Origin of the sequence: Vibrio sp. 10N.222.55.B11 (assembly GCF_041473705.1) — a bacterium.
In the GTDB taxonomy this organism is placed as follows: Bacteria; Pseudomonadota; Gammaproteobacteria; order Enterobacterales; family Vibrionaceae; genus Vibrio; species Vibrio crassostreae_C.
The window spans coordinates 26,725-50,938 of record NZ_JBFRST010000035.1 but is presented as its reverse complement, the minus strand read 5'-3'; the positions used below and the strand labels follow the sequence as shown (position 1 = coordinate 50,938).

Here is a 24,214-nt window from a genome sequence, read left to right as displayed (position 1 = left end):
CCGGTTTTTTTACTACCCAACTGGATAAAGGAATGCTAAAATATTGACGTATATCAAATAGTGAAAGATTGTTATGATTTCTGAAAAGCCTGTGACGAAACGTGTTCAGTCTGGTGGCTGTGCGATCCATTGCCAGGATTGTAGTATTAGCCAGCTCTGTATTCCGTTTACTTTGAATGAATCTGAACTCGATCAACTTGATCAGATCATTGAGAGAAAAAAGCCTATTCAAAAAGGCCAAGAGTTATTTAAAGCTGGTGACGAGCTTAAATCTCTATATGCTATTCGCTCTGGAACGATCAAGAGCTACACGATTACTGAGCAAGGTGATGAGCAGATTACTGCGTTCCACCTAGCGGGCGATCTTGTTGGCTTCGATGCGATTACTGGTGACCAACACCCTAGTTTCGCACAAGCGCTAGAAACTTCTATGGTATGTGAAATCCCATATGAGATTCTTGATGACCTATCAGGAAAAATGCCTAAATTGCGTCAGCAAATTATGCGCCTGATGAGTAATGAGATTAAAGGTGACCAAGAAATGATTCTGCTTCTTTCTAAGAAGAACGCGGAAGAGCGCCTTGCTGCATTCCTTTACAACCTTTCGACTCGCTTCTCTCAACGTGGCTTCAGCCCGCGTGAGTTCCGCCTAACGATGACTCGTGGCGATATTGGTAACTACCTTGGTTTGACTGTTGAAACAATTAGCCGTCTTCTAGGCCGTTTCCAAAAAGCAGACATCTTGAGCGTTAAAGGCAAATATATCACTATCGAAGATCACGATGCGTTGATGGAACTTGCTGGCGTTTCAAAAGAATAGTCTAGATATCAATGATGTAGTTCAATAATGAGCTACATCATGTTTCTCTCTTAAAACCTCTTATATTTCTCTTAATCTCTCCATAACTACACTACATTATTTATATGTTCGGTCTGAAAAGTAGGCTTAGTTATGAGTATCTATAACAAAATTTTAGTTGTCGCAGACATTAATCACGATGAGCAACCTGCTCTAGTTCGTGCTATCCAACTTGCTAAGAAAAGCACCTCAACAAGCCACATCACTTTCTTTTTGTCGATATACGACTTCTCGTATGAAATGACATCTATGCTCTCTATCGATGAAAGAGACGCAATGCGCAAAGGCGTAATTCACCAACGCGAAATTTGGATGAATAAAGTCGCAGAACCTTACCTAGATGATTCTATTGAATTTAATGTACAAGTGGTTTGGCATAACCGCCCGTACGAAGCGATCATTGCTGAGGTTTACAGCGGCGAGCACGACATCTTAATCAAAGGTACGCGTAAACACGATACTTTGGAATCTGTCATCTTCACTCCAACCGATTGGCATCTGTTGAGAAAGTGCCCTAGCCCAGTGCTATTGGTTAAAAACGATTTCTGGCCAGATCACGCGAAGATTTTTGCTTCAGTTCATGTAGGTTCTGAAACAGAAGCTCATTTAGAGCTTAACGATACGATGGTCGACAGATTGCTAGAGATCACCGGTCGTTTGGATGCGGAACCGTTCTTGGTGAATGCCTACCCTGTGACACCTGCGAATATTACCATTGAACTGCCAGAGTTTGATCCAACGTCTTATACCGATGCGGTTCGTGGCCATCACTTAACGGCAATGAAAGCATTGCGTCAGAAGCACGGTATGTGTGAAGAACAAACTGTGGTTGAACAAGGCTTGCCAGAAGATGTTATTCCTCGCGTCGCTTCTGAAAATAACGCTGCGATGGTGATTCTGGGTACAACGGGTCGTACTGGCTTGTCAGCCGTGTTTATTGGTAATACCGCGGAACATGTTATCGATAAGATTAACTGTGATGTGTTGGCTCTTAAACCGTCTGGTTACGTCAGCCCACTAGACCCTAACCTTTCGAAAGGTTAGGTCAGGGATAGTTTAACTTATAAAAAAACGCCTCAAGCATTGCTTGAGGCGTTTTTGTTTGTCTGTTGTAGGCGCATCTATTGCTCTACAACGATTATTCTTATTATACGTTCGTTACGTCGATGAACATTGACTCATCGATGTTAGAAGATGAAATTTCAGCTTCTTCGAATTCGTACGCTTTGCGGTCTTCACTACGGTCTAGTGGAAGGTTCACGAAGTCAAACAGCTCGCGGTCAGCCAGTTGGCTTGGACTTACGTTCTGGATTGACTTGAAGATCTTCTCAACACGACCTGGCGTTTTCTTATCCCAATCAATTAGCATCGCTTTAATGTTCTGACGCTGTAGATTCTCTTGAGAGCCACATAGGTTACAAGGAATGATTGGGAACTCTTTATGTTCTGCGTATTTGATTAGGTCCGTTTCACGACAGTAAGTCAGTGGACGAATAACAACGTTACGACCATCATCTGAACGAAGCTTTGGTGGCATAGCCTTTAAGCGCGCACCGTGGAACATGTTTAGGAACATGGTCTCAACGATGTCGTCTAGGTGGTGACCCAGAGCGATCTTAGTTGCACCAATCTTCTCTGCGAATGAGTACAAAGTACCACGACGAAGACGAGAACATAGGCCACACGTTGTTTTACCTTCTGGCACTTTCTCTTTAACCACTGAATACGTGTCTTTATCTACGATGTAGTAAGGAATGTTCAGCGTTTCAAAGTACTCAGGAAGAATGTGTTCAGGGAACCCAGGTTGTTTTTGATCTAGGTTTACTGCCACAACATCAAATTTGATCGGTGCTGCTTCACGTAAACGTAGCAAAATATCTAACATCGCAAATGAATCTTTACCGCCACTAATACATGCCATTACTACGTCATTCTCTTCGATCATGTTGTAGTCGATGATGGCATTTCCAACATTTCTTCTCAGACGTTTCTGAAGTTTGTTGAATTCAAGTGTTTCTTTTCTATTATCGTTTTGGTTCATTGCGACTCTCACACCGTCGTATTACCGACTGTAGATTGCTAGTGGGACTGTTTTAGGGCGTGGATTATACGGATTTTTATTTGATGTTGAAATAGTAACGGCCGGATAAACAAGCTGAGTAATAGAAAGATTCTGCTTTTATTGTTCGATAAGCGCCTAAACGGCAGAGAAACGCGGCTTCACAAGCTCTCGGTTGGTATCATAGATAAAGAAAAGCAGCCTGCTCTAATTCGATCAGGCTGCTTTAAGATATGTCATGAAAGTTTGGAGACTGATTCTGCTAACAATAATTCCTTTAAAAATTATTGCGCGGGAATGTACGGCAATACGCGAACTGTTGGTTCTGGTAACGTGATGCTGTCACTTCCATTCAGTTCTTCTAAGGTGAATTTCGCTCGCCCTTCTTTGATTGGTAGTTGCTTGCCGTTTGAAAGCTCTATGTTGCCTTCAAGCTTATTAGCGAATTCCAGCGTTAACCCTTGGATATCAGGCGTGAACCAACCAGAGAACATACCGCTGACGTCTTCAAGCATCGCCTGCATCTGTGGCAATAGGTTTTCTATCTGTGCAACTTCTACTGTGCCAGCTAAAGGCTCTTGAGTCATCACCACAAAAGAATACGCACATTCCTGTTCTTGAGTTTGTACAAAGATAAGAGGGTTTGCTGAGCGTAGGTTTTGATCTACCGGTAGAAGCAGTTCATTGGCCGGAGAGACTTTTAGCTCTTCGTAGTGCTCTTCTTTTTCCATCCAAGCTTTGCTGATGTGACAGGTTTGCTGAGCTTGTTGATCAACAAAGAAGACCGCAACTTTGACATCATCATGCCCTTCTTTGGTGTTGTTTTTCAGCTGAGTATAAAGCTTAGAATACGTGAACATGTATTCTTGCGCTGAAGCAGGAAGAGAAACCCCAAGGCTTAATGAGGCTAATAAAGCGAGTGCTGTCTTTTTCATTATTATAATCTTGTCGAAGTTGAGCGTTTATAAATAGAAAGAGCAGCCAATGAGCTGCTCTTTTTGTGATATTACTGGTATAAGCCGACTATCGAAGGCAACCAAGTTGGTATCAAAATGAGTTACTTTTTCCAGTATACCTCGTTGTGACGGATCATAGCTTGTAAATCAGTCACATAGTCGGAACCTCGCTCAGAATATTTTAACAAACCATTGGTGAGCTCTGTCGCCGTTGCGGTTGTTAAAAGATCATCACCTTGCGCATCAAGTTTTGCACGAATCACTCTTAGATCGGCGTAAGCACGATTACGATTAAGGTTCATGAAATACCGATGTACGGATTCTTGGCTTGAAGAGAATGTTGCGACTTCATGCGAGCTACCTTCGTTACGTTGTAGCGGAACAAGGCCACAACCTTTGGTGTAACACCAGTGTCCAAAATAGTTATTTGCTTTAGTGGCGAAACGAGATGTACCCCAAGCTGATTCATTGGCCGCCTGAGTTAACACAAGCGCTTCAGGTAGCACGTTTACACGATTCAACATTTCTTTCAGCCAAGCGTCATCTAAGCCCGATGAAGGTACAGGCAGGCTATACAGCTTCCCTAGTCTCTTTGCGTATGACGCGTCTTCAGAGTCAACATTGTTCAACCCCGTCTCTGAAAGCTTGGTTAGAAACGCACGTTCTTTGGTGATTCGCTTGTTTTCGATGTTGATACTTGGGCGAAGATAAGAAAAGAAGGTGTCTTTCTTTTTATTTACATCTTCAATCGCTGCGAAATCTGGCTTATCAGAAGAGACGGTCAAGTCACCAACGTTTTGCTCTGAGTCTGGAGCCTTTTGCCCCGCTCGCCTGCGCTCTTCTTCTTGTTGGTAAAGCATTGGGCCAACTAACGAGATCGAGCCAACTAAGGCTAATGCTGTCACTTTTAGCGCAAGTGATTTACTTGCGCTTAATTTAGAGTTGTTATGCATCGAATACCTGTGGGTCTTTATTGTTGCTACCGTTGTGGTCGTCGTCGCTCTTTGGTCTGTCTGACGCGATCAGTTTGAGTTTAATGCCAAACATCTCGCGGTAAAGAATCCCTTTCACGTGGAAGAAGAAAGGTAAAACGAAGATAAGGCCAATGCCGTACATCATTGCCGCGACGATGAACATCAGCATTACTAATAGGTAGATAGAAGCAACGGTGAAGATTTTTTTGTTGACAGCACGCAGAGAAAGCAGCAGCGATTGCATTGGCGGCACTTTCTTATCACAAATCAGCAGAATCGAATGGCTGAACGCCAGTGAGAAGTAGATAGACAAGAACGGCAGAATCATACCTGCGATGCCTTGAAGCATCAGGCTGAACAGAGTCACAAGAATTACTGGAATCGTAAACTGTAAGCCTTTACCAATGTGGCGTACTTTGGTTTGTAGGCCAGCGGCGTGACTCATTGCCATTAAACAGATACCCGCATAGATAGGCGCACTGATCACTTCATAGCTAAAGTTCGCGATAAAAATCGATTCAACGATTTGTGGCGTAAACGACTCTGGGTCGATAACTGCATCTAAGATAACCGCGGGATCACCAAGCTGTAGTTTTAGTGCGATATAAAAGATAGCGAGTTGCACAAACATCAAAGCAATAATCGCAGGGGAAAACGAAAGAAAGTGACTTATCGTATGTTTCCAAGCTTCTTGGAATACAGCCGTTGCTTTGAGCTCATAATCGCCAGAAAGTGCACGGTTGATACTACCGCCCAAATTAAAATCTTTTTCGATGTCGTTGTTCATATTGATACCTAGGTGTGCCGATTAAGCGAAGCCACCTAACTTATTGATAAAAAATTACCTTCATTATACTCATATGTCGGATACAAACTAAAATATGAATCTGTAACAAGGCTTGCTTTTGCGTCTTGATGGTTAATAATTAGACACTTGTTAGGGTGTAAACCCAGTAAATAACAGTATGGTAAAGGATGTTTACTTTTACCTGCGAAATTTTTTATCTTCGAAAGGTAAAAAATGCTTTGAATTCACGTTTTTGGTGATTATGATGCGCGCCTTAAAGGTGTATAGCAACAGGTCTCAAATAGAACCAAGGTGGAGAAAAACAGACGTTGAACGCTAAAAAATCAGTAGGAAAGCCAGTAGTACAGCTAACTGGCATCAGTAAAAGTTTCGATGGTAAGGAAGTCATCGGCAATCTGGATTTAAACGTAAATCATGGTGAGTTTCTCACGATTTTAGGCCCATCAGGTTGTGGTAAAACAACCGTGCTAAGAATGATTGCGGGTTTTGAAACGGCAGATAGTGGTCAAATACTATTAGCTGAACAAAACGTAACCCAAGTTCCTGCTGAACAAAGGCATGTAAACACTGTATTCCAAAGCTATGCCCTATTCCCGCATATGACCGTTTTCGACAATGTGGCATTTGGCTTACGCATGCAGAAAGTTCCAAACAGAGAGATTGAACCTCGTGTAATGGATGCTTTGAAAATGGTGCGCCTAGAACAAATGGCACAACGAAAGCCACACCAGCTATCTGGTGGCCAACAGCAACGTATCGCAATCGCTCGTGCTGTCGTTAATAAGCCTAAAGTTCTTTTGTTGGATGAATCTCTATCTGCTCTGGATTACAAACTACGTAAACAGATGCAAATCGAGCTGAAACAATTACAACGCCAACTTGGTATCACGTTCATTTTTGTAACGCATGACCAAGAAGAGGCGCTGTCTATGTCTGACCGTATTATTGTTATGCGTGATGGCGTGATTGAACAAGACGGAACACCAAGAGAGATCTACGAAGAGCCTAAGAACCTATTTGTAGCGCGTTTCATTGGTGAAATTAACGTATTCGAAGCGACAGCGAAATCTCGTCAAGATTCAAAACGCATTGTTGCGACAATCGAAGGTGAAGAGTCCATTATCTATCACGATAAAGACGTAACACCGGGTCAAAAACTGCAAGTATTGCTTCGCCCTGAAGATCTTCGAATCGAAGAAATTAAAGAGTCAGAGCAACGCGGTATTGTTGGCCACATTGTCGAGCGAACCTATAAAGGCATGACATTAGATTCAGTCGTAGAACTTGAATCTGGTATGCGTGTCATGGTTAGCGAATTCTTCAACGAAGATGACCCTGATGTTGATCACTCACTGGGCCAAAAAGTTGCAGTAACTTGGGTTGAGAGCTGGGAAGTGGTATTAGAAGATGAGCAAGAAGTTTAATTTACAAAACGCAATTGTTGCTTTAATCACAGGTTGGTTAGTGTTGTTCGTGATGATTCCAAACATCATGATCATTGGTACTAGCTTCTTAACTCGTGATGAAGCGAACTTGATCGAGATGACCTTCACTCTCGATAACTACGTGCGTTTGGCTGACCCGCTGTATTTTAAAGTGTTGATGCACTCTTTCTATATGGCAATTGTCGCAACCCTACTTTGTTTGATTATTGGTTACCCATTCGCTTACATCGTGGCAAAAATGCCGGCGAAGTGGCGTCCAATCATGTTGTTCCTAGTGATAGTACCATTCTGGACGAACTCTTTGATTCGTACATACGGATTAAAAATTGTACTGGGTACGCAAGGTGTCTTGAACAAAAGCTTGTTAGCGTTAGATATCATTGATAAACCGCTACGTATCATGTACTCAGAAACCGCAGTAATGATCGGTTTAGTGTACATCCTACTTCCGTTTATGATTCTGCCGCTGTATTCAGCGATTGAAAAACTGGACGATACGTATTTAGAAGCGGCTAAAGATTTAGGTGCGAACAAACTGCAAACGCTATTGAAAGTGGTACTACCACTAACAATGCCGGGCATTATTGGCGGCTGTTTGTTAGTGCTACTGCCAGCGTTAGGTATGTTCTACATCTCTGACCTATTAGGCGGAGCTAAGAACCTATTGATTGGTAACGTGATTAAGAGCCAAGTGCTCAACGCTCGAGACTGGCCGTTTGGCGCAGCGACGAGTATCGCACTGACCATGGCAATGGCTGTGATGCTGTATGCCTACTACCGAGCAGGTAAGCTATTGAACAAGAAAGTGGAGCTAGACTAATGGGGCGCACAGTTAAGTTCAGCTTTATGGCGCTGGTATACGCCTTTCTATACCTACCTATTATCGTATTGATCGCTAACTCGTTTAATGCCAATAAGTTTGGTATGAAATGGGGTGGCTTCACCACTAAATGGTATGACGCGCTTATTAACAACGACAGCCTAATGCAGGCTGCGTGGCACTCGATCAACGTAGCGGTGTTCTCAGCAACAGCCGCAACGATTGTCGGGAGCCTTACAGCAGTAGCCCTATTCCGTTACCAATTTAAAGGGAAAGGCATCGTAAATGGCATGCTGTTCATCGTAATGATGTCTCCAGATATCGTAATGGCGATTTCGCTTCTTGCGCTATTCTTGGTAATGGGTGTTCAACTTGGGTTCTTTACCCTACTTGCTGCTCACATTACCTTCTGTCTACCGTTTGTTGTAGTAACGGTATACAGTCGCTTGAATGGCTTTGATGTGAAGATGCTAGAAGCAGCAAAAGACTTAGGTGCAAGTGAATGGACGATTCTAAAACAGATCATTCTGCCTCTTGCTAAGCCAGCGGTTGCTGCGGGTTGGTTATTGAGCTTCACTCTGTCTTTGGACGATGTAATCATTAGCTCTTTCGTAACCGGCCCAACGTATGAAATCTTACCACTGAAGATTTACTCAATGGTTAAAGTGGGTATCTCTCCTGAGGTAAACGCCCTAGCAACAGTGATGTTAGTGGTGTCGTTAATACTGGTGATCATTTCTCAGTCATTAGCGAGAGAAAAAATCAAGTAAGTCTCCTACTCTATATAGAGACTGGCTTGATTAAGAAGTTAAGAGACTTCAAGTTCAAAAAAAGTGTTAATCATAAACAGAATGGTAAATTGCCATTCTGTTTTTCTATCTACTGCCTTCGGGCAACGTTTAGTTTGGAGCTAACGTCAATGAAAAAATGGGCTACTCTATTAGCTGGTAGTGCATGTGCGCTTTCAATGTTATCTGCACCATCATTTGCAAAAGATAACAAAGAATTGGTATTCATGAATTGGGGACCTTACATCAACAGTGAGATTCTAGAACAGTTCACTGATGAAACTGGTATCAAGGTGATCTACTCGACTTACGAGTCGAACGAAACCCTGTACGCAAAGCTAAAAACACACAACAAAGGCTATGATCTAGTTGTGCCGTCGACTTACTTCGTATCTAAGATGCGTGACGAAGGTATGCTACAAAAGATCGACAAAACTAAGCTGAACAACTTCAAGAATCTAGATACTAACTATCTAGATAAGCCGTACGACCCAAGCAACGACTACTCTATTCCACACGTAGTTGCGATCACAGGTCTTGCTGTTAACACTGACATGTACGATCCAGAAGATTTCCAAAGCTGGGCTGATCTATGGAAGCCAGAGCTTGAAGGTCAACTGATGATGATGGACGACACTCGTGAAGTGTTCCACATCGCACTGCGTAAGTTAGGTTACTCTGGTAACACAACCAACGAAAAAGAGATCGACGAAGCGTACGCTGAGCTACAAAAGCTTATGCCAAACGTTCTAGTATTTAACTCAGACAACCCAGGCGCGCCTTACATGTCTGGTGAAGTGGGTCTTGGTATGCTGTGGAACGGTTCTGCTGCTGCAGCGCAAAACGAAGGTCTACCAATCAAACTGGTTTTCCCTAAAGAAGGCGGTATCGGTTGGGTTGATAACTTTGCGATTAGCTCTGGTGCGGTAAACGTAGAAGCAGCTCATAAGATGATTGATTTCCTACTTCGCCCTGAAATTGCTGAGCAAATTTCTCGTGACACAGGCTACCTAACGGCCGTTAAAGCGTCTAACGAGAAGTTCAAAGATAGCCCTGCGCTATTCCCATCGCAAGAAGACCTTGATCGTGTTGAATGGCAAGCTGCGGTTGGCGATAAGACAGTGAAGTACGAAGATTACTTCATGAAACTTAAAGCAGGTCAGTAATTTAGCTTATTATCTAACTGTGGCTAAGTAACCAGTTTACTTAACAGGTCAACGTAGATAATCAATAAGTTAAAAATAAGAATATCAATGAATAGGCAGCTTAGGCTGCCTATTTTATTATATCGCTGCTATAATATAGCGCGATTTTTCGAAATCCTTTACCTTGGGTTCACTACCCAGCTCCAAATCAAACAAATGAACGGAACAGTAATGAAAAAAACACTGTATACCGGCGCATTGTGTGCTGCTACTTTACTTTCTACACCCTCTTTCGCAGCTGACCAAGAACTGTATTTTTACAACTGGTCTGAATATATTCCAAATGAAGTACTAGAAGACTTCACAGAAGAGACGGGCATTAAAGTCTACTACTCAACTTATGAGTCTAACGAAAGCATGTACGCTAAGTTAAAAACTCAAGGTACGGGTTACGACTTAGTGGTTCCTTCTACTTACTTCGTTTCTAAGATGCGTAAAGAAGGCATGCTTCAAGAGCTTGATAAAACCAAGCTAAGCCACTTTGCAGATTTGGATCCAAATTACTTAGATAAGCCATTTGACCCAAATAACAACTACTCAATCCCATACATCTGGGGTGCGACGGGTATTGGTATCAACTCAGACATGCTAGACAAGTCTTCAGTTAAAAACTGGGGCGATCTGTGGGATACGCAGTGGGAAGGTCAACTGATGATGATGGATGACTCTCGTGAGGTTTTCCATATCGCTCTATCTAAACTGGGCTACTCTCCAAACACGACTAACCCTGAAGAAATCAAAGAAGCCTACGAAGAACTTCGTAAGCTAATGCCAAACGTATTGGTATTTAACTCAGATTTCCCAGCGAACCCTTACCTAGCAGGTGAAGTGTCTCTTGGTATGCTTTGGAATGGTTCTGCTTACATGGCACGCCAAGAAGGCGCAACGATTGACATTATCTGGCCAGAAAAAGGCGCTATCTTCTGGATGGACAGCCTAGCAATTCCAGCAGGCGCTAAGAACACTGAAGCGGCTCATAAGATGATCGACTTCCTTCTTCGCCCAGAGAACGCTGCGAAAATTGCTCTAGAGATCGGTTACCCGACACCAGTTAAAACCGCTTACCCTCTTCTTCCTAAAGAATTTGCTGAAGACAAGAACGTTTTCCCACCACAATCAGTGATGGATAACGGTGTGTGGCAAGATGAAGTTGGTGAAGCGAGCGTTATTTATGACGAGTACTTCCAAAAACTTAAAGTAAACAACTAAGTTATTGTTAGTTAAGAAGTTAAGTAAATAAAGCGGCGTAAGCCGCTTTATTTTTTCAGATTCAGAAACTGATGTGTGTTATTAAAGACAAGGCTTAGGCCGTTAAAGAACCTTTCTCTGAACATAATAACTCGCCAACCAGTTTAGGCACCTCGATACTCGCCTTGCCGTAGCGCTTCTCTTCAAATTCACTTTCAACCGCACTTGGTTCGAGGTTTATCTCGATAGTATGTGCACCATGCATTTTCGCATCGTGAACAAAGCCTGCCGCTGGATAAACAACACCTGAAGTTCCGATAGAGATAAACAGATCCGCTTCTTCCAGTGCGGAATAAATGTCGCCCATTCTTAGTGGCATTTCGCCAAACCAAACAATATGTGGACGCATTTGTGCAGGGATTTGGCAGCAATGACAAAGTTCACCCGTTTCAATATCGCCTTTGTGCTCTACAACTTGATTGGATTCACTGCAACGCGCTTTTAAAAGTTCACCATGCATGTGAATAATGTTGTTGCTACCGCCTCTCTCGTGCAAATTGTCGATGTTTTGAGTAATGATGGTAACTTTGCCATCAAGCTTGTCTTCGAGCTCTCCTAGCGCCTTGTGGGCTGAATTGGGCTGAATGCTCTCACTTTGCAGGCCGTGACGACGCTTGTTATAGAAGGCTTGTACCAAGTCAGGATCTTTTGCGAACCCTTCAGGCGTCGCTACATCTTCGATTTTGTGGTTTTCCCATAGCCCGTCTTGTGCTCGGAATGTTTGTATCCCCGACTCTGCAGAGATGCCAGCGCCAGTAAGAATTACGATATTTCGATATGGGAAATGCATATAACGTCCTTTTAGATATGTCACTTTGTAACAGCTTAGCACTGTTCAAATTCCAACAATAGTTTTGGGGATTAGACCATAGTCTTAGGCAACTGAATTCATTGGCTATTTGTGACATAACTCGCTTGATAGTTGTGGTTGTTGTTACTCAAATTCTCTGTTTTGCTATCCATAGAAACAAAAAAGCGACCGAAGCCGCTTAGTTCTGTTCAACAGTTGTCTACTTGATGTGCTTTACCCCACCAAGTGAACAACGTTAGTCTTCGTTGATAGAAGAGATCTTATGGATAGAAAGATCCGCACCGTTGAATTCATCTTCTTCACTTAAGCGTAGGCCTGTTAGTTTGCTCAACACACCGTATACGATTAACGCGCCGACGAAAGCAACAGCAACACCTGCGACTGTACCAATCAACTGAGAAGCAAAGCTCACGCCGCCTAGACCCCAGAAAGCTTGTTGGCCGAAGATACCAGCAGCAACGCCACCCCAGGCACCACATACGCCGTGTAGAGGCCATACACCCAGTACATCATCGATCTGTGTTTTGTTTTGCATATAAGTAAATAGGTAAACAAACAGCGCACCTGCCACACCGCCCGTCACCAAAGCGCCAAGTGGGTGCATCAAATCTGAGCCCGCACAGATAGCGACGAGACCAGCCAAAGGACCATTGTGGATGAAGCCCGGGTCATTTTTACCTGCAATTAGAGCCGCAAGAATACCGCCAACCATGGCCATGAGAGAGTTCATTGCCACGAGACCGCTGATGCCATTGATCGCTTGAGCTGACATCACGTTAAAGCCAAACCAACCCACACATAAGATCCAAGAGCCTAGTGCTAAGAATGGGATATTCGATGGTGCGAAGTTGGTGTGTTTGCCTGCACGGATTCGACCTTTACGCATCCCTAAGAAGTAAACTGCGACCAAAGCAATCCAACCACCTACGCCGTGAACCACTACCGAGCCTGCGAAGTCATGGAACACGTAACCAAACTGACCTTCTAGCCAATCTTGGAATCCAAAGTTGCCGTTCCAAATGATGCCTTCAAAAAATGGATAGATGAAACCAACCGTAAACAGTGTCGCAATCAAAATTGGATAGAAACGAGCACGCTCTGCGATACCACCAGAAACAATCGCAGGAATTGCCGCTGCGAATGTCATTAGGAAGAAGAACTTAACCAGTTCATATCCGTTGCCTTGCGAAAGTGTTTCTGCGTCTGCAAAAAAGTGTGCACCGTAAGCAACCCAGTAACCGATAAAGAAGTAAGCAATGGCGGAGACACCAAAGTCGGAAAGGATCTTAACCAGCGCGTTGACTTGGTTCTTCTTTCGAACGGTACCGACTTCTAGAAATGCAAAGCCAGCGTGCATCAAGAAAACCATGATGGCGCCGAGTAATAGGAATAAAGTATCTGAACTTTGGGTAAGGGTTTGTACTGCACTATGAACTTGAGTCACCGTTTCACTCATTAAAGCATTCTCCTTCGCTTTATTTGATTTGCACTGATATCGTGCGATTCAATGTTGTAATTAATTAAAGACTCAACAGTGAACGCAAGATGCGTTCCAAGTGTGTGGTGTAATTTTCGTGCAACAGTTTTTGCTTTTAACTTACTGATTAATTGATAATAAATTTATCGGTGCACTTTCTTGGTTCTTAATGAGCGTGAAAATGGAAACAAGAATTGCACCAATTAAGGGAGTTGCACCATATTGAAGCGGTCAATACTATGCTTCATTAAGTTTCGTTGCTGATTAGAAACAAAAAGCCCAATGACCGAAATCATTGGGCTTTCAAAAGGACTATTGTGCTAGATAATTCGCTATCTAGTGAGCCGATACTCGACTACAAGTTTGGACCTGTTGTCGGGTTTTGCGGTAGGTTTTGACTTAAACGCTGCATACCTTGATACATGCGGATAAACCAGACCACAATCGCAACACCACCAAACAGCATGCCTACATACGGAATGTAGTAAGCGATGTCATCGATAATATGGTTTTGATACCAGTAATCGTTCACACCGATTAACACCCCGTTAGAGGTCGCTACCGTTACGATAAGAACGACGAAGAACGTCAGGTTCAAGAAGAAAGAGCGAATTAATCCGTAGTAATGAGTATCCACTACTTCGCCATCTTCGCCTTTGTCTAAACGATAACCCGCGTAGATAATCGCAATCACACCAGAGATAAGACAAGTAAATGGCGTAAAGCAGCTTAGTATGTAAGCGACCCAAATACCTTTATGAGGTTTGTTCATTCTTATTCACCCCTTCCGTTTTCTCTGTTGCTGCGTTAGCGCTTTGTTCAACGCCGTTTTTCTCTTGTTCCATCACTTCTTTGTACCAAAGATCATGGTGCTCTTTAGCCCAAGTCTCATCAACTTCGCCTGTTACCATGCCTTCTAGTGCCCCTTCCATACCGAACAAGCCGATGTAGATGTGGAACACAAAGCCACAGATAAGGATCAAAGCAGCCAACATGTGGACTAGGTTTGAAAGCTCCATATCACGACGCGTTTGACCGAAGATTGGGAAGTCTAAAACCAAGCCACTGATCGCAGCCACACTACCCATTACAATCAATAGCCAGAACAGCGCTTTTTCACCCGCGTTCGAAAACTCTGCAGATGGATGAGAACCTTTATGTTTCCCAACCATACCGCCCAGTTTCATGAACCACTGTACATCGACCATCTTGAAAATAGACTTGCGCCACCACTTGATGAGAACAGCCATCAACAGCACATAGAAAATCGGGCCGATGTAGTTGTGGTATTGCTTCGCCAATAGAACGATGAAGCCCCAAAGGTCTGTTGGAATGTACGGCTTCAAGAAGTGCTTACCGTAAACCAACATCAAACCACTGAACGCCAGTGTTAAGAAGGTAAACGCCATACTCCAGTGCAAGGCACGGTCTAGTCGAGACCAACGTTTGATCTTACGGCCTGTTCTTGGCGCGCTTAGCATTAGCGGGCCAATCACAACGTACATCAAAGTCACGAAAGCAATACTGCCAAAGATAGCGACAGCACCGGCTGGTGACATCCACTTCTCTTTCAATATGTACCACGTTTGACCTGGAGTACTGATCAACACACCATGCTCAGCTGATTGAGATGTGGTGTAACCTTCCTCACCGTTTCTCACTTGTCGCCAAAAATCGGCGCCAGCAAGTTGTGTGATTTCTCGTTGAGCAGAGCTCGATTGAGTTTGTGATGAGTTCGTCTCAGATGCATGACTCATAGGAGAAAGCATTGTTAGTGCTGCCAACATTGGCAGCACTACAAGGAAGAGACGCTTAAACATTGTAAGCATATGTCTCTCCTACTTAGCTCTTAGTCGCATCGTAAGAAAGGTCGTTGCCGTCTGTCCAACCTGCACCTTTCGCACCACGTTCAACAACACGCTGACGGAAAACATCAGAAACTTTCTCTGCGTCACCCGCTAGCAGTGCCTTAGTTGAACAAAGCGAAGCACACATTGGCAGTTTGCCTTCAGCAATACGGTTCGCACCGTATTTTTGACGCTCTTCAACAGAACCTGGCTCTGTTTCTGGGCCGCCAGCACAGAAGGTACATTTGTCCATTTTACCGCGCTCACCAAAGGCTTCCTGTTTAGGAAATTGAGGTGCGCCAAACGGACAAGCAAACAAGCAGTAACCACAACCGATACACAGATCTTTATTGTGAAGTACGATGCCGTCTTCCGTATGTTCAAAACAGTCTGCCGGGCAAACTGCCATACAAGGGGCATCAGTACAGTGCATACATGCGACTGAGATAGAGTTTTCACCCGGTTCGCCATCGTTCAGTGTGACAACGCGGCGACGTTGAATACCCCATTCCAGAGCATCATCATTTTCATTCTTACATGCAGTGACACAACCGTTACATTCGATACAACGCTTGGTGTCACAAAGAAATTTCATTCTAGCCATTTTAAGACTCCTTACGCTTTACGAATATTACAAAGGGTTACTTTCGTTTCCTGCATCAACGTGACAGGGTCGTAACCGTATGTGGTTGCTGTGTTAGCAGCTTCACCAATAACGTAAGGATCAGTGCCTTCTGGGTATTTAGAACGCAAATCTTCGCCTTGGAACTTACCACCGAAGTGGAATGGGATGAATGCCAGACCCGGTTTCACACGACGTGTAACCATCGCTTTCACCTTAATACGGCCCTTCTCTGCACCCTCAACCCAAACATCGTCACCGTCTTTAAAGCCGATGTCGTTTGCATCTTTCGGGTTCACTTCAACAAACATCTCTTGCTGTAGTTCTGCTAGCCAAGGGTTAGAACGGGTTTCTTCACCACCACCTTCGTACTCAACCAAACGACCAGAGGTCAGGATAATCGGGTATTCACCAGATTTGTCTTGCTCTTGAATCGACTTGTAAAGCGTAGGAACACGGAAGATAGCTTCTTTGTCGTCCCACGTTGGGTAATCAGCAACTAGGTCGCGACGTGGCGTGTAAAGTGGCTCACGGTGCAGTGGTACACGGTCTGGGAATGTCCAAACAATCGCACGTGCTTTCGCATTACCAAATGGGATACAGCCGTGTTTAATTGCCACACGTTGGATACCACCTGAAACGTCAGTCTTCCAGTTTTTGCCTTCAGCAGCCGCTTTCTCTTCTGCAGTTAGATCATCCCACCAACCCAGTTGTTTCAGTAGTTTGTCACTGAACTCTGGGTAGCCGTCTTTGATCTCACAGCCTTTCGAGTAGCTGTCTTCTGCCAGTAGGCTTTGACCTTCAAACTCAACACCAAAACGAGTACGGAAGTTACCACCACCTTCAGCAACCGTCTTAGACGTATCGTAAAGGATGTGTGTACCCGGATGTTTCATCTCTGGTGTGCCCCAACATGGCCAAGGTAGACCGTAAGTCTCGCCATTTGCTGGACCGCCTTCTGCTTCTAGAGACGTTTTGTGGAATGTGTGCCAATTCTGTTGGTGTTCTTTCAAACGCTCAGGGCTTTGGCCTGTGTAGCCGATTGTCCACATACCTTTGTTGAATTCACGTGTAATATCTTCAATCAGTGGTTGGTTGTTCTCAACACGGATGTTTTTGAACAGCTGATCAGAGAAACCAAGCTTCTTAGAAAGCAGGTACATGATTTCGTGGTCAGGTTTAGATTCGAATAGAGGATCAACAACCTTGTCACGCCACTGTAGAGAACGGTTTGACGCCGTTACACTGCCGTAGGTTTCAAACTGAGTCGTTGCTGGTAGCAGGTAAACGCCGTCGGTACGATCATTCATTACCGCTGCAACCGTTGGGTATGGGTCAACAATAACCATCATATCCAGCTTCTGCATCGCTTTTTTCATCTCTGGACCACGAGTCTGAGAGTTCACCGCGTGACCCCAGTAGAACATGGCACGGATGTTTTCGCGTTGGCGAATCTTGTCTTTGTCTTCAAGTACGCCATCAACCCAACGAGATACAGGAATACCTGCACTGTTCATTGGTTTTTGACCGCCGTATGCGTTGTCGTCGAAACGGCCTTTCACCCAGTCAAAGTCGATATCCCAAACTTTTGACCAGTGACGCCAAGAACCTTCAGACAAGCCGTAGTAGCCTGGAAGTGTGTCTGACAGTACGCCAAGGTCAGTTGCGCCCTGTACGTTATCGTGACCACGGAAGATGTTTGCACCGCCGCCTGACTTGCCGATGTTACCTAGCGCAAGCTCAAGTACACAGTAAGCACGTGTGTTGTTGTTACCCGTCGTGTGTTGAGTACCACCCATACACCAAACGATACAACCCGGACGGTTTTCAGAAAGCAGTTTTGCTGTGTGGTAAACGTCTTGTTCACTTACGCCAGTAACGCGCTCAACTTCAGCTGGGCTCCACTTCGCGACTTCTTCACGGATCTCGTCCATGCCGAATACACGTTGGCGGATGAACTCTTGGTCTTCCCATTTGTTAGCAAAGACATGCCATAACACACCCCAGATAAACGCAACGTCTGAACCTGGGCGAAGAGAAACATAGTGATCAGATTTCGCAGCAGTACGCGTACGACGAGGATCCGCAACAACGATCTTACAGTTGTTCTTCTCTTTCGCGATCAAGATGTGCTGCATCGCAACCGGGTGAGCTTCTGCTGGGTTCGAACCAATGAACAGCATCGATTTACAGTTGTGCATGTCATTGAACGAGTTTGTCATTGCACCGTAACCCCAAGTGTTCGCAACACCGGCTACTGTGGTTGAGTGACAAATACGTGCTTGGTGGTCAACGTTGTTGGTGCCCCAAAGCGAAGCCATCTTACGGAATGCATAAGCTTGCTCGTTACTGTGTTTCGCACTACCTAGGAAGTAAACTGAATCAGGGCCAGACTCTTTACGAAGTTCTAGCGCTTTGTTACCGATCTCTTCAATCGCTTGTTCCCAAGAAAGCTTCTTCCACTTACCGCCTTCCAATTTCATTGGGTACTTAAGACGACGTTCACCGTGGCCGTGCTCACGCAGAGCTGCGCCTTTCGCACAGTGTCCACCAGCGTTGAATGGGTGATCGAATGCAGGCTCTTGACCCGTCCAAACACCGTTTTGAACTTCAGCGTAAATACCACAACCCACAGAACAGTGGGAACAGATAGTGCGTTTCACTTCTGTTTTCGCTTCAGGGTCGACTGACTTAGCTTGTGCCTTTTTCATCATACCCGGAGCGAATAGACCAGCGCCTACTACCGCACCACCAGCCGCTAGAGAGGTGTTTTTCATGAAGGCACGTCGAGACACACCCAGTTGATTGGTTTCTTTGCTCACACTATCGGAGCGTTTGACAAGTTTCATCCGTTATCTCCTAAAGCGTGTCGTAGTAATCGCGAATGTGTTGCGTTTCACGATAGCCCGTCTTCTTCATGTCTTCTTTCGGCATTTCAACCGTTTCTGAAGCAGTTGCCACTTTCGTTGTTCCAGCGACAACGGCACCCGCTACGGCTGCAGTTGTTAAGCCTTTGAGTAAGTCCCTACGGCTTGTGTTTATTTCTTTATTATCTTTCATCATTGCTTCCTTACCTTGCGGTAGATCTTTTTGGAGGCTTAATGCCCCTCTATCGATATAATCGCGTACTGCTCGATTACTCGTAATCAGTGACGTTTTTCACATCAATCTTTAATTTGTGCTTACTGCTTTTTGTATTCACGCTAAAACGCACTTGTTCTAACGTTAAGAATGCTTCACACAGTTGAGCGGCCGATTTGTAGAAGTTCGCGCTTTCTGCCCCTTCAAGCTGACGCGTGAAAGAGTTAAACCAAGGGCCAAGGTGCTTATTGAATACCGCCTGTTGCAGTACTTCTTCTTCAGCCGTTAGCATCGCCATCACTTCACACAGTGCTGCGATATGATCTTCCGGCTCTTTCACTTGATCGTCACGCTCAATGCCTAAAAGCTCTAAGTCATGACGAATCTCTGCCAATGGTTTTTCCATCATGGCGCCAGTGCGATGCCAAGAACCAAATGGAACGACTTCTCCACGCCCAATACCGATGAACAAATCTTGATATTCGTCTTCAAGAGCTTCACGGTTTGATTCTGTTGCCGCTTGTTGAATGGCAATCCAAGCCTTTTGCATTGCGCTTTCAGACGCTTCAATATCGAGTGTTTTTAGAAAGTCGATCACCTCTTCAGAAGGTGCGCTGCGAAACAGTGCGGATAGAACCAAATAGATCTCAGTTCTTAGTGTCTGTTCTTGTGCCTGATCCAAATTCGTTTCCAAGGCTAACTCCTAGTATTTCAATTGTTTCAATGGGTCTTGAGCCATTGAATCGAACATATCCACCACACGGCAGTCTTCACACATAGCAATACGATTAATCGCTGCTTCATCTGAAAAGTGAGAGTGACCGCGTAACTTGTTCTGTAACATGTCAATCATAGACTGAGGTGCGAATGGTTTATGGCAACGTACACATTCCGCAGCTTTCTCTTCATGAATCACAACTGCTTTTTGACGTTCTTCTTTTACCCAGTTCATACGAGGCGTAAGAGTCAGAACATTTTCAGGACATGCCTTTTCACACAAGCCACATTGAATACAGTCTTGTTCTACAAATTTAAGTGATGGAGAAGCCCCGTCGGTATGAAGTGCACGTGTCGGACACACAGCCACACAGCTCATACATAACGTACAATCTTTGCTATCACACGAAACGTTGCCGTAAGGTGCGTTTGACGGAAGCTCAACAATATTTTCAACAGGAATACGAGCTGAAGACATCGCATCAAGTGCTGTAAATAGACGTTGGCGCTTGTTGCCTTGAAGATCGCCAAGTGCAAGGTCGAATGAATCCACACAAAGTGTTGGAGGACATTCACGTAGAGATTCTAAGTACAGAATATCGATGGTTTCTTTTGGAATACCGATTTGATCTAGTAGTTCTTGAGCAATCCCTACTTCGTTATTTAGAACACGAATGATCGTTTCTGGCATAAAGCGAGATGCGGCAAACAGAACCTGAGTTGCGCCATTAACTAAAGCTGCAAACCAAGTATCGATACCAATAGATGGCAGTTCTTCTACGACAATTGGAATCACGTTATCTGGTAGCGCTTTAAGAGCCATCACGTTGTAAGTCTCATGACGTGAGCTACAGATAAGCACTATGGGATCCAGACCACCCGCTTGCTCGTAGTTAGCTAGCGTACGTTCAATGAATTTTTGAGTATCGTCAGGGTTAGGTAATGCGTAAGAGATAGCTTCTGTCGGACAGCTCGTTGCACAAGTACCCACGCCTTGACATAGGTAAGGGTTAATCTCGATCTTGTGACCCGTCTTATCAGAGCCTTCACTTGATAGTGCGCCAGCAGGACAAGCATCTACACAACGCTCACAGCCTTTTACGCCACGAGAACTGTGCGCGCAAAGGTCAGTGTCGAGACGGAAGAACTTAGGCTTATCAAATGTGCCCATAAGCGTTGGAATCTCTTCCAGTGCTTCAGCAAGTTTTGGATAGCCACGACCTACTGGGTAATAACCCGGTACAGGTACTTCTTCTGTCATGCAGCTATTCAGACATAGGTCTAAAACAACATCGAAACAATCGTGATTAATCGCGACTTTCGCTAGATTGCTTGATGTGCCTTTGTTTTCGATCACAACTTCAAACGTGCCAAGGAAACCGGATACTTGAACCGAATTCGCGAAGTACAGTTCTGGGTTTGTGCCCTTTTCGCCATCTGTTGACAATAAGGTTAGGCTCGTCAATTGAGGTAATTGAGCCGCAGCACTTTCAATGATCGCAGTTGGACCAATAACAAGTGTATTACCGCCGCTTTCGTAGCTAACAGTAGGTGGAATCAGATTTGTTAACTCAACTGTATTTTCAAATGCATACAGTCTTGCTTTAGCGTTATTTGAATTTGCTTGTTCTAATAATTGTTTAAGCATTGCTCAGTTCCATCTTTGGACATGGATAATCTGTTCAACCTTTATTGTAGTAAGCGAGAGAGAACTTGCTGAGTAATCCGTTAACAACTAACCCTTTAGCCAGTGTGTCGTTCGTCAGACCGTGAACTCGTCTATCTACAAAAAAGTTGATAATGAACGTTATTTTGCAAATGCCATGCCAATTTAATATGCCTTATATTTCAGTGATTTAATCCTATATAACGTTTATTGTGCGTATAAAAAAACCGCTTGGGACATTTTGTCGCAAGCGGTTCATTGAGTGTTTAGTCAAAATGTACCTATTCTTTGTGTGGTATATTTTGTCCCACCTCTTTCAGGTCTGCTTCGTCTGACATTGTAGCGTTATTATCCGATACTGTTTTTTTATACAGTTCTTTTTCTTGTTCGGTTATTTCGGCACTTTCTGACGTTTCAAGTTTATTATCAGATACCTCAAGATCGCTTTCAGAATTTTCTAAAACTTCACCTTCGTCTTTATTATCAATGATTTGCTCTTCTTCTGGCGCAGTTTCTTCTTCCGTTTTGTCTTTAACCCAATCACGCAAGGTTTCCGCAACCCCTTCAGAAAGAGACTTCAAATTACTGTAATCGTCGTCGTAATCATCTAAACCATCACGAACGTTGAATTCTTCTGAGAGGAATAATTTACGCAATGCCGCTTTTTTTACGCTTTCTGAAGCTTCTGACACCAATAATTGAGCAACAGACAAGTCTTCAGTCGTTTCTGATGCTATCTCCTGAGAGTCAATAGTTTGAGAATCGACAGCGTGTTCTGGAGACTCTTTTTCCAAAGTTCCACGTTCTAGTGACTCCGATGTTTCTGCGTCTATAGATGAAGCAGCAGACGAAGCCTCAGTGGAAGTAAGCTCAGTTTCCTCAAGCGTTTGTTGCGCTTCTAAAGGTTGGTCGGTTGATTCATCAAGCTTTCGTTGAGACCAACGGCTAAAAAAGTTAGTTGCCATTTGATCGACCCGCGCCTTTACGTTTCTTACGTCTTGCTTCTAATAACTCGCCATGACGACCGATGAATGCTTCCATCCAAGCTTGTACAGGCAATGGCATGTCGTAAGACAATACTTGGTTATCTCCGTCCATGTATTGGCCTGCGACTGTTTGTGATGCTGTCAGTAATTGAATAATAGGTTTACCGGAGTCAACATTATCCATAACTAAGAATAGCTTAGGTTGTTGAGAGCTTAGATTGAAGCGGTAGTCGGTACGTTCGTCTTTGTGCAACTGAAGCAAACATACGTCTGGGGTTTCATGTTCAGGTGATAATTCAAAACCGATGAGTTCCCATTGAGTTGTTACCCAAATGCCAGTTTTGATCTCTTTCTCTATTCTTTGGACACCGATTGGCCAAGCTGCTTCTGTTTTTTCATATTGTTCTTTGAATTCTTTTATCTCAGACATACTTCACCCAATTGATTTTCTTTGGTCTGAATGCACTTAGGACATTTTGTACTGTGTGCATTCATATACACCCCATAAAGCAATAAACACGCCAATACGGATTAACTGCGAGAGCGTATCTATAGCGTTCGTTATCAAGTTGTCACTATAACGTTAGTCGATACTGGTTATTTCAGACAACTCCACCCGGTGAACTCTCATATTTTGCGCTATTTTAATCTAATGCTTCATGTTTCCATCAATCCCCGTTATTTTGGAATAAGATTTGCTTTAGCTAATTCGCTAATGTTCTTCACAGAGCTATGTATTCACAGATCTATGGCATGTTCGAGAACGATAATCGAAATCTAGGCCATAGCGAATCAACAAACTAGCGCATTAATGAATGAGAGCCTTATTGCTCTTGTTGACTTCTTATCTCATAAAATCGCTATCTCATTAAGTAGGAAATGACTGTGGTAAAACCAAACATAATAAAAACCAGTGAAAACCCACTTCAGACCATCGAAGTTGAAGTGTTTGATGAATATGGCGAAAAGCTAACGAAACAAATTGCGTGCGAGCGCCCTCTTACCGTTATGTTGAACTGGAAAGAGATCGTAACTCTAATGACATTGGGTTCACGCCCGGAAGCATTAGTCTTGGGTTATTTGAAAAACCAAAGCTTCCTTTCTGATCCAGAAGCCGTTGAATCAATCATCATCGACTGGGAAACCAGCTCAGCAGCGGTTATCACCAAAGAAGATACGAGCCAACTTGAGCAAGCGCTTAAGAAGAAGACAGTTACCTCTGGCTGTGGCCAAGGTACCATGTATGGCAACGTGATGAAGCAATTGGAAGATTACCAAGTGCCTCAAACCAAGATTAAGCAATCTGAAATCTATACGGCTCTAGAAGCGCTGACTCATTATAACGACACCTACAAGAAAGCGGGTGCGGTTCATGGCTGTGCTGTTTGCAAAGACGACAAGGTTCTATCGTTTGTTGAAGATGTTGGCCGACACAATGCCGTTGATACATTGGCTGGTGAGATGTGGCTTAACAAAGAGACAGGTGAAGATAAGATCTTCTACACCACAGGCCGTTTAACGTCTGAGATGGTGATTAAGGTTGCGCAGATGGGAATCCCTGTTCTACTGTCACGCTCTGGCGTTACACAAATGGGCTTAGATTTAGCGCAGAAGTTCGGCATAACAACGATTGCTCGTGCTAAAGGCTTGCGCTTCCAAGTCTTTACAGGTGCAGACAAGATAGATTTTGACGTCAAAGGCGAGCAGTAAACGTAAAGTTAACTCGTGCTTAGTTAATTTGTTAAACGGGTGCAGTATCAGCTGCACCTTTTTTATATCCTTAAGTTTCCATTCCAATTCGTCCCCGATACAGGTTTCACGCTTCAGACCATCTAAACCTACACG

The 24,214-nt window shown here is 44.0% G+C and carries 23 protein-coding genes; 8 read left to right on the top strand and 15 right to left on the bottom strand.

Annotation, left to right across the window (positions count from 1 at the left end):
• Nucleotides 1-73 precede the first annotated feature (73 nt).
• Nucleotides 74-820, top strand: coding sequence for an FNR family transcription factor (locus AB4503_RS12210; RefSeq protein WP_017059637.1), 747 nt, complete (start codon nt 74-76; stop codon nt 818-820).
• A 132-nt stretch (nt 821-952) separates the two neighbouring features.
• Nucleotides 953-1,903, top strand: coding sequence for a universal stress protein UspE (gene uspE, locus AB4503_RS12205; protein ID WP_017070547.1), 951 nt, complete (start codon nt 953-955; stop codon nt 1,901-1,903).
• A 103-nt stretch (nt 1,904-2,006) separates the two neighbouring features.
• Here the strand turns inward: uspE and ttcA are convergent, their stop codons facing one another.
• The 4 genes from ttcA to AB4503_RS12185 form a co-directional block, all read right to left on the bottom strand.
• Nucleotides 2,007-2,900, bottom strand: coding sequence for a tRNA 2-thiocytidine(32) synthetase TtcA (gene ttcA / locus AB4503_RS12200; protein ID WP_017059635.1), 894 nt, complete (start codon nt 2,898-2,900; stop codon nt 2,007-2,009).
• A 302-nt stretch (nt 2,901-3,202) separates the two neighbouring features.
• Entirely contained in the window at nt 3,203-3,853 is a 651-nt protein-coding gene (locus AB4503_RS12195; protein ID WP_017063862.1) for a DUF2987 domain-containing protein, read from the bottom strand.
• A 122-nt stretch (nt 3,854-3,975) separates the two neighbouring features.
• Nucleotides 3,976-4,827 carry a glucosaminidase domain-containing protein gene (locus AB4503_RS12190; RefSeq protein WP_372114820.1) on the bottom strand — a complete coding sequence of 284 codons (852 nt, stop codon included), beginning with the start codon at nt 4,825-4,827 and terminating at the stop codon, nt 3,976-3,978.
• Complete coding sequence (locus tag AB4503_RS12185) at nt 4,820-5,635, bottom strand: hypothetical protein (RefSeq protein WP_371724613.1); 816 nt, start codon at nt 5,633-5,635, stop codon at nt 4,820-4,822. Before AB4503_RS12185 ends, AB4503_RS12190 begins: the two co-directional genes overlap by 8 nt.
• A gap of 329 nt (nt 5,636-5,964) precedes the next feature.
• Between AB4503_RS12185 and potA the strand changes: the two genes are divergently transcribed.
• The 5 genes from potA to AB4503_RS12160 all read left to right on the top strand — a co-directional run bounded on the left by potA (nt 5,965) and on the right by AB4503_RS12160 (nt 11,123).
• Nucleotides 5,965-7,080, top strand: a complete 1,116-nt coding sequence (gene potA / locus AB4503_RS12180; RefSeq protein WP_372114817.1) for a spermidine/putrescine ABC transporter ATP-binding protein PotA — start codon at nt 5,965-5,967, stop codon at nt 7,078-7,080.
• Nucleotides 7,064-7,921, top strand: coding sequence for a spermidine/putrescine ABC transporter permease PotB (potB, locus tag AB4503_RS12175; RefSeq protein ID WP_017059630.1), 858 nt, complete (start codon nt 7,064-7,066; stop codon nt 7,919-7,921). Before potA ends, potB begins: the two co-directional genes overlap by 17 nt.
• A complete protein-coding gene (gene potC, locus AB4503_RS12170; protein ID WP_017059629.1) occupies nt 7,921-8,691 on the top strand; it encodes a spermidine/putrescine ABC transporter permease PotC in 771 nt (256 codons plus the stop codon). Before potB ends, potC begins: the two co-directional genes overlap by 1 nt.
• 149 nt (nt 8,692-8,840) lie before the next feature.
• A complete protein-coding gene (locus tag AB4503_RS12165) occupies nt 8,841-9,875 on the top strand; it encodes an extracellular solute-binding protein (RefSeq protein ID WP_017059628.1) in 1,035 nt (344 codons plus the stop codon).
• Between the two features lie 210 nt (nt 9,876-10,085).
• The gene (locus AB4503_RS12160) at nt 10,086-11,123 is read left to right on the top strand and encodes an extracellular solute-binding protein (RefSeq protein ID WP_017059627.1); all 1,038 of its coding nucleotides are present in this window, start codon (nt 10,086-10,088) and stop codon (nt 11,121-11,123) included.
• Nucleotides 11,124-11,217: 94 nt separating this feature from the next.
• Here the strand turns inward: AB4503_RS12160 and cobB are convergent, their stop codons facing one another.
• The 11 genes from cobB to AB4503_RS12105 form a co-directional block, all read right to left on the bottom strand.
• Complete coding sequence (cobB, locus tag AB4503_RS12155) at nt 11,218-11,952, bottom strand: Sir2 family NAD+-dependent deacetylase (protein WP_372114815.1); 735 nt, start codon at nt 11,950-11,952, stop codon at nt 11,218-11,220.
• A gap of 256 nt (nt 11,953-12,208) precedes the next feature.
• On the bottom strand, nt 12,209-13,429 hold the full coding sequence (locus AB4503_RS12150) for an ammonium transporter (RefSeq protein WP_017059625.1): 1,221 nt from the start codon (nt 13,427-13,429) through the stop codon (nt 12,209-12,211).
• Between the two features lie 376 nt (nt 13,430-13,805).
• Entirely contained in the window at nt 13,806-14,222 is a 417-nt protein-coding gene (locus tag AB4503_RS12145) for a hypothetical protein (RefSeq protein ID WP_017112083.1), read from the bottom strand.
• The gene (locus AB4503_RS12140) at nt 14,206-15,279 is read right to left on the bottom strand and encodes a formate dehydrogenase subunit gamma (RefSeq protein WP_017068194.1); all 1,074 of its coding nucleotides are present in this window, start codon (nt 15,277-15,279) and stop codon (nt 14,206-14,208) included. The genes AB4503_RS12145 and AB4503_RS12140 overlap by 17 nt, the downstream gene beginning before the upstream one ends.
• A 13-nt stretch (nt 15,280-15,292) precedes the next feature.
• Nucleotides 15,293-15,901 carry a formate dehydrogenase FDH3 subunit beta gene (fdh3B, locus tag AB4503_RS12135; protein ID WP_004742271.1) on the bottom strand — a complete coding sequence of 203 codons (609 nt, stop codon included), beginning with the start codon at nt 15,899-15,901 and terminating at the stop codon, nt 15,293-15,295.
• Between the two features lie 11 nt (nt 15,902-15,912).
• On the bottom strand, nt 15,913-18,768 hold the full coding sequence (locus tag AB4503_RS12130) for a formate dehydrogenase subunit alpha (protein WP_372114810.1): 2,856 nt from the start codon (nt 18,766-18,768) through the stop codon (nt 15,913-15,915).
• Nucleotides 18,769-18,778: 10 nt separating this feature from the next.
• Nucleotides 18,779-18,979 (bottom strand): twin-arginine translocation signal domain-containing protein, encoded by a 201-nt coding sequence (locus AB4503_RS12125; RefSeq protein ID WP_004733728.1) that lies wholly within the window; start codon nt 18,977-18,979, stop codon nt 18,779-18,781.
• A gap of 76 nt (nt 18,980-19,055) precedes the next feature.
• On the bottom strand, nt 19,056-19,694 hold the full coding sequence (locus AB4503_RS12120) for a molecular chaperone (protein WP_372114808.1): 639 nt from the start codon (nt 19,692-19,694) through the stop codon (nt 19,056-19,058).
• A 9-nt stretch (nt 19,695-19,703) separates the two neighbouring features.
• Nucleotides 19,704-21,365: a 4Fe-4S dicluster domain-containing protein gene (locus tag AB4503_RS12115; protein ID WP_372114806.1), complete on the bottom strand. Its 1,662-nt coding sequence runs from the start codon at nt 21,363-21,365 to the stop codon at nt 19,704-19,706.
• A gap of 299 nt (nt 21,366-21,664) precedes the next feature.
• Nucleotides 21,665-22,348 carry a DUF3306 domain-containing protein gene (locus AB4503_RS12110; RefSeq protein ID WP_229647976.1) on the bottom strand — a complete coding sequence of 228 codons (684 nt, stop codon included), beginning with the start codon at nt 22,346-22,348 and terminating at the stop codon, nt 21,665-21,667.
• Entirely contained in the window at nt 22,338-22,799 is a 462-nt protein-coding gene (locus tag AB4503_RS12105) for a DUF3305 domain-containing protein (RefSeq protein WP_017059618.1), read from the bottom strand. Before AB4503_RS12105 ends, AB4503_RS12110 begins: the two co-directional genes overlap by 11 nt.
• A gap of 455 nt (nt 22,800-23,254) precedes the next feature.
• Between AB4503_RS12105 and AB4503_RS12100 the strand changes: the two genes are divergently transcribed.
• Nucleotides 23,255-24,079 carry a formate dehydrogenase accessory sulfurtransferase FdhD gene (locus AB4503_RS12100; protein WP_017063873.1) on the top strand — a complete coding sequence of 275 codons (825 nt, stop codon included), beginning with the start codon at nt 23,255-23,257 and terminating at the stop codon, nt 24,077-24,079.
• Nucleotides 24,080-24,214: the final 135 nt, after the last annotated feature.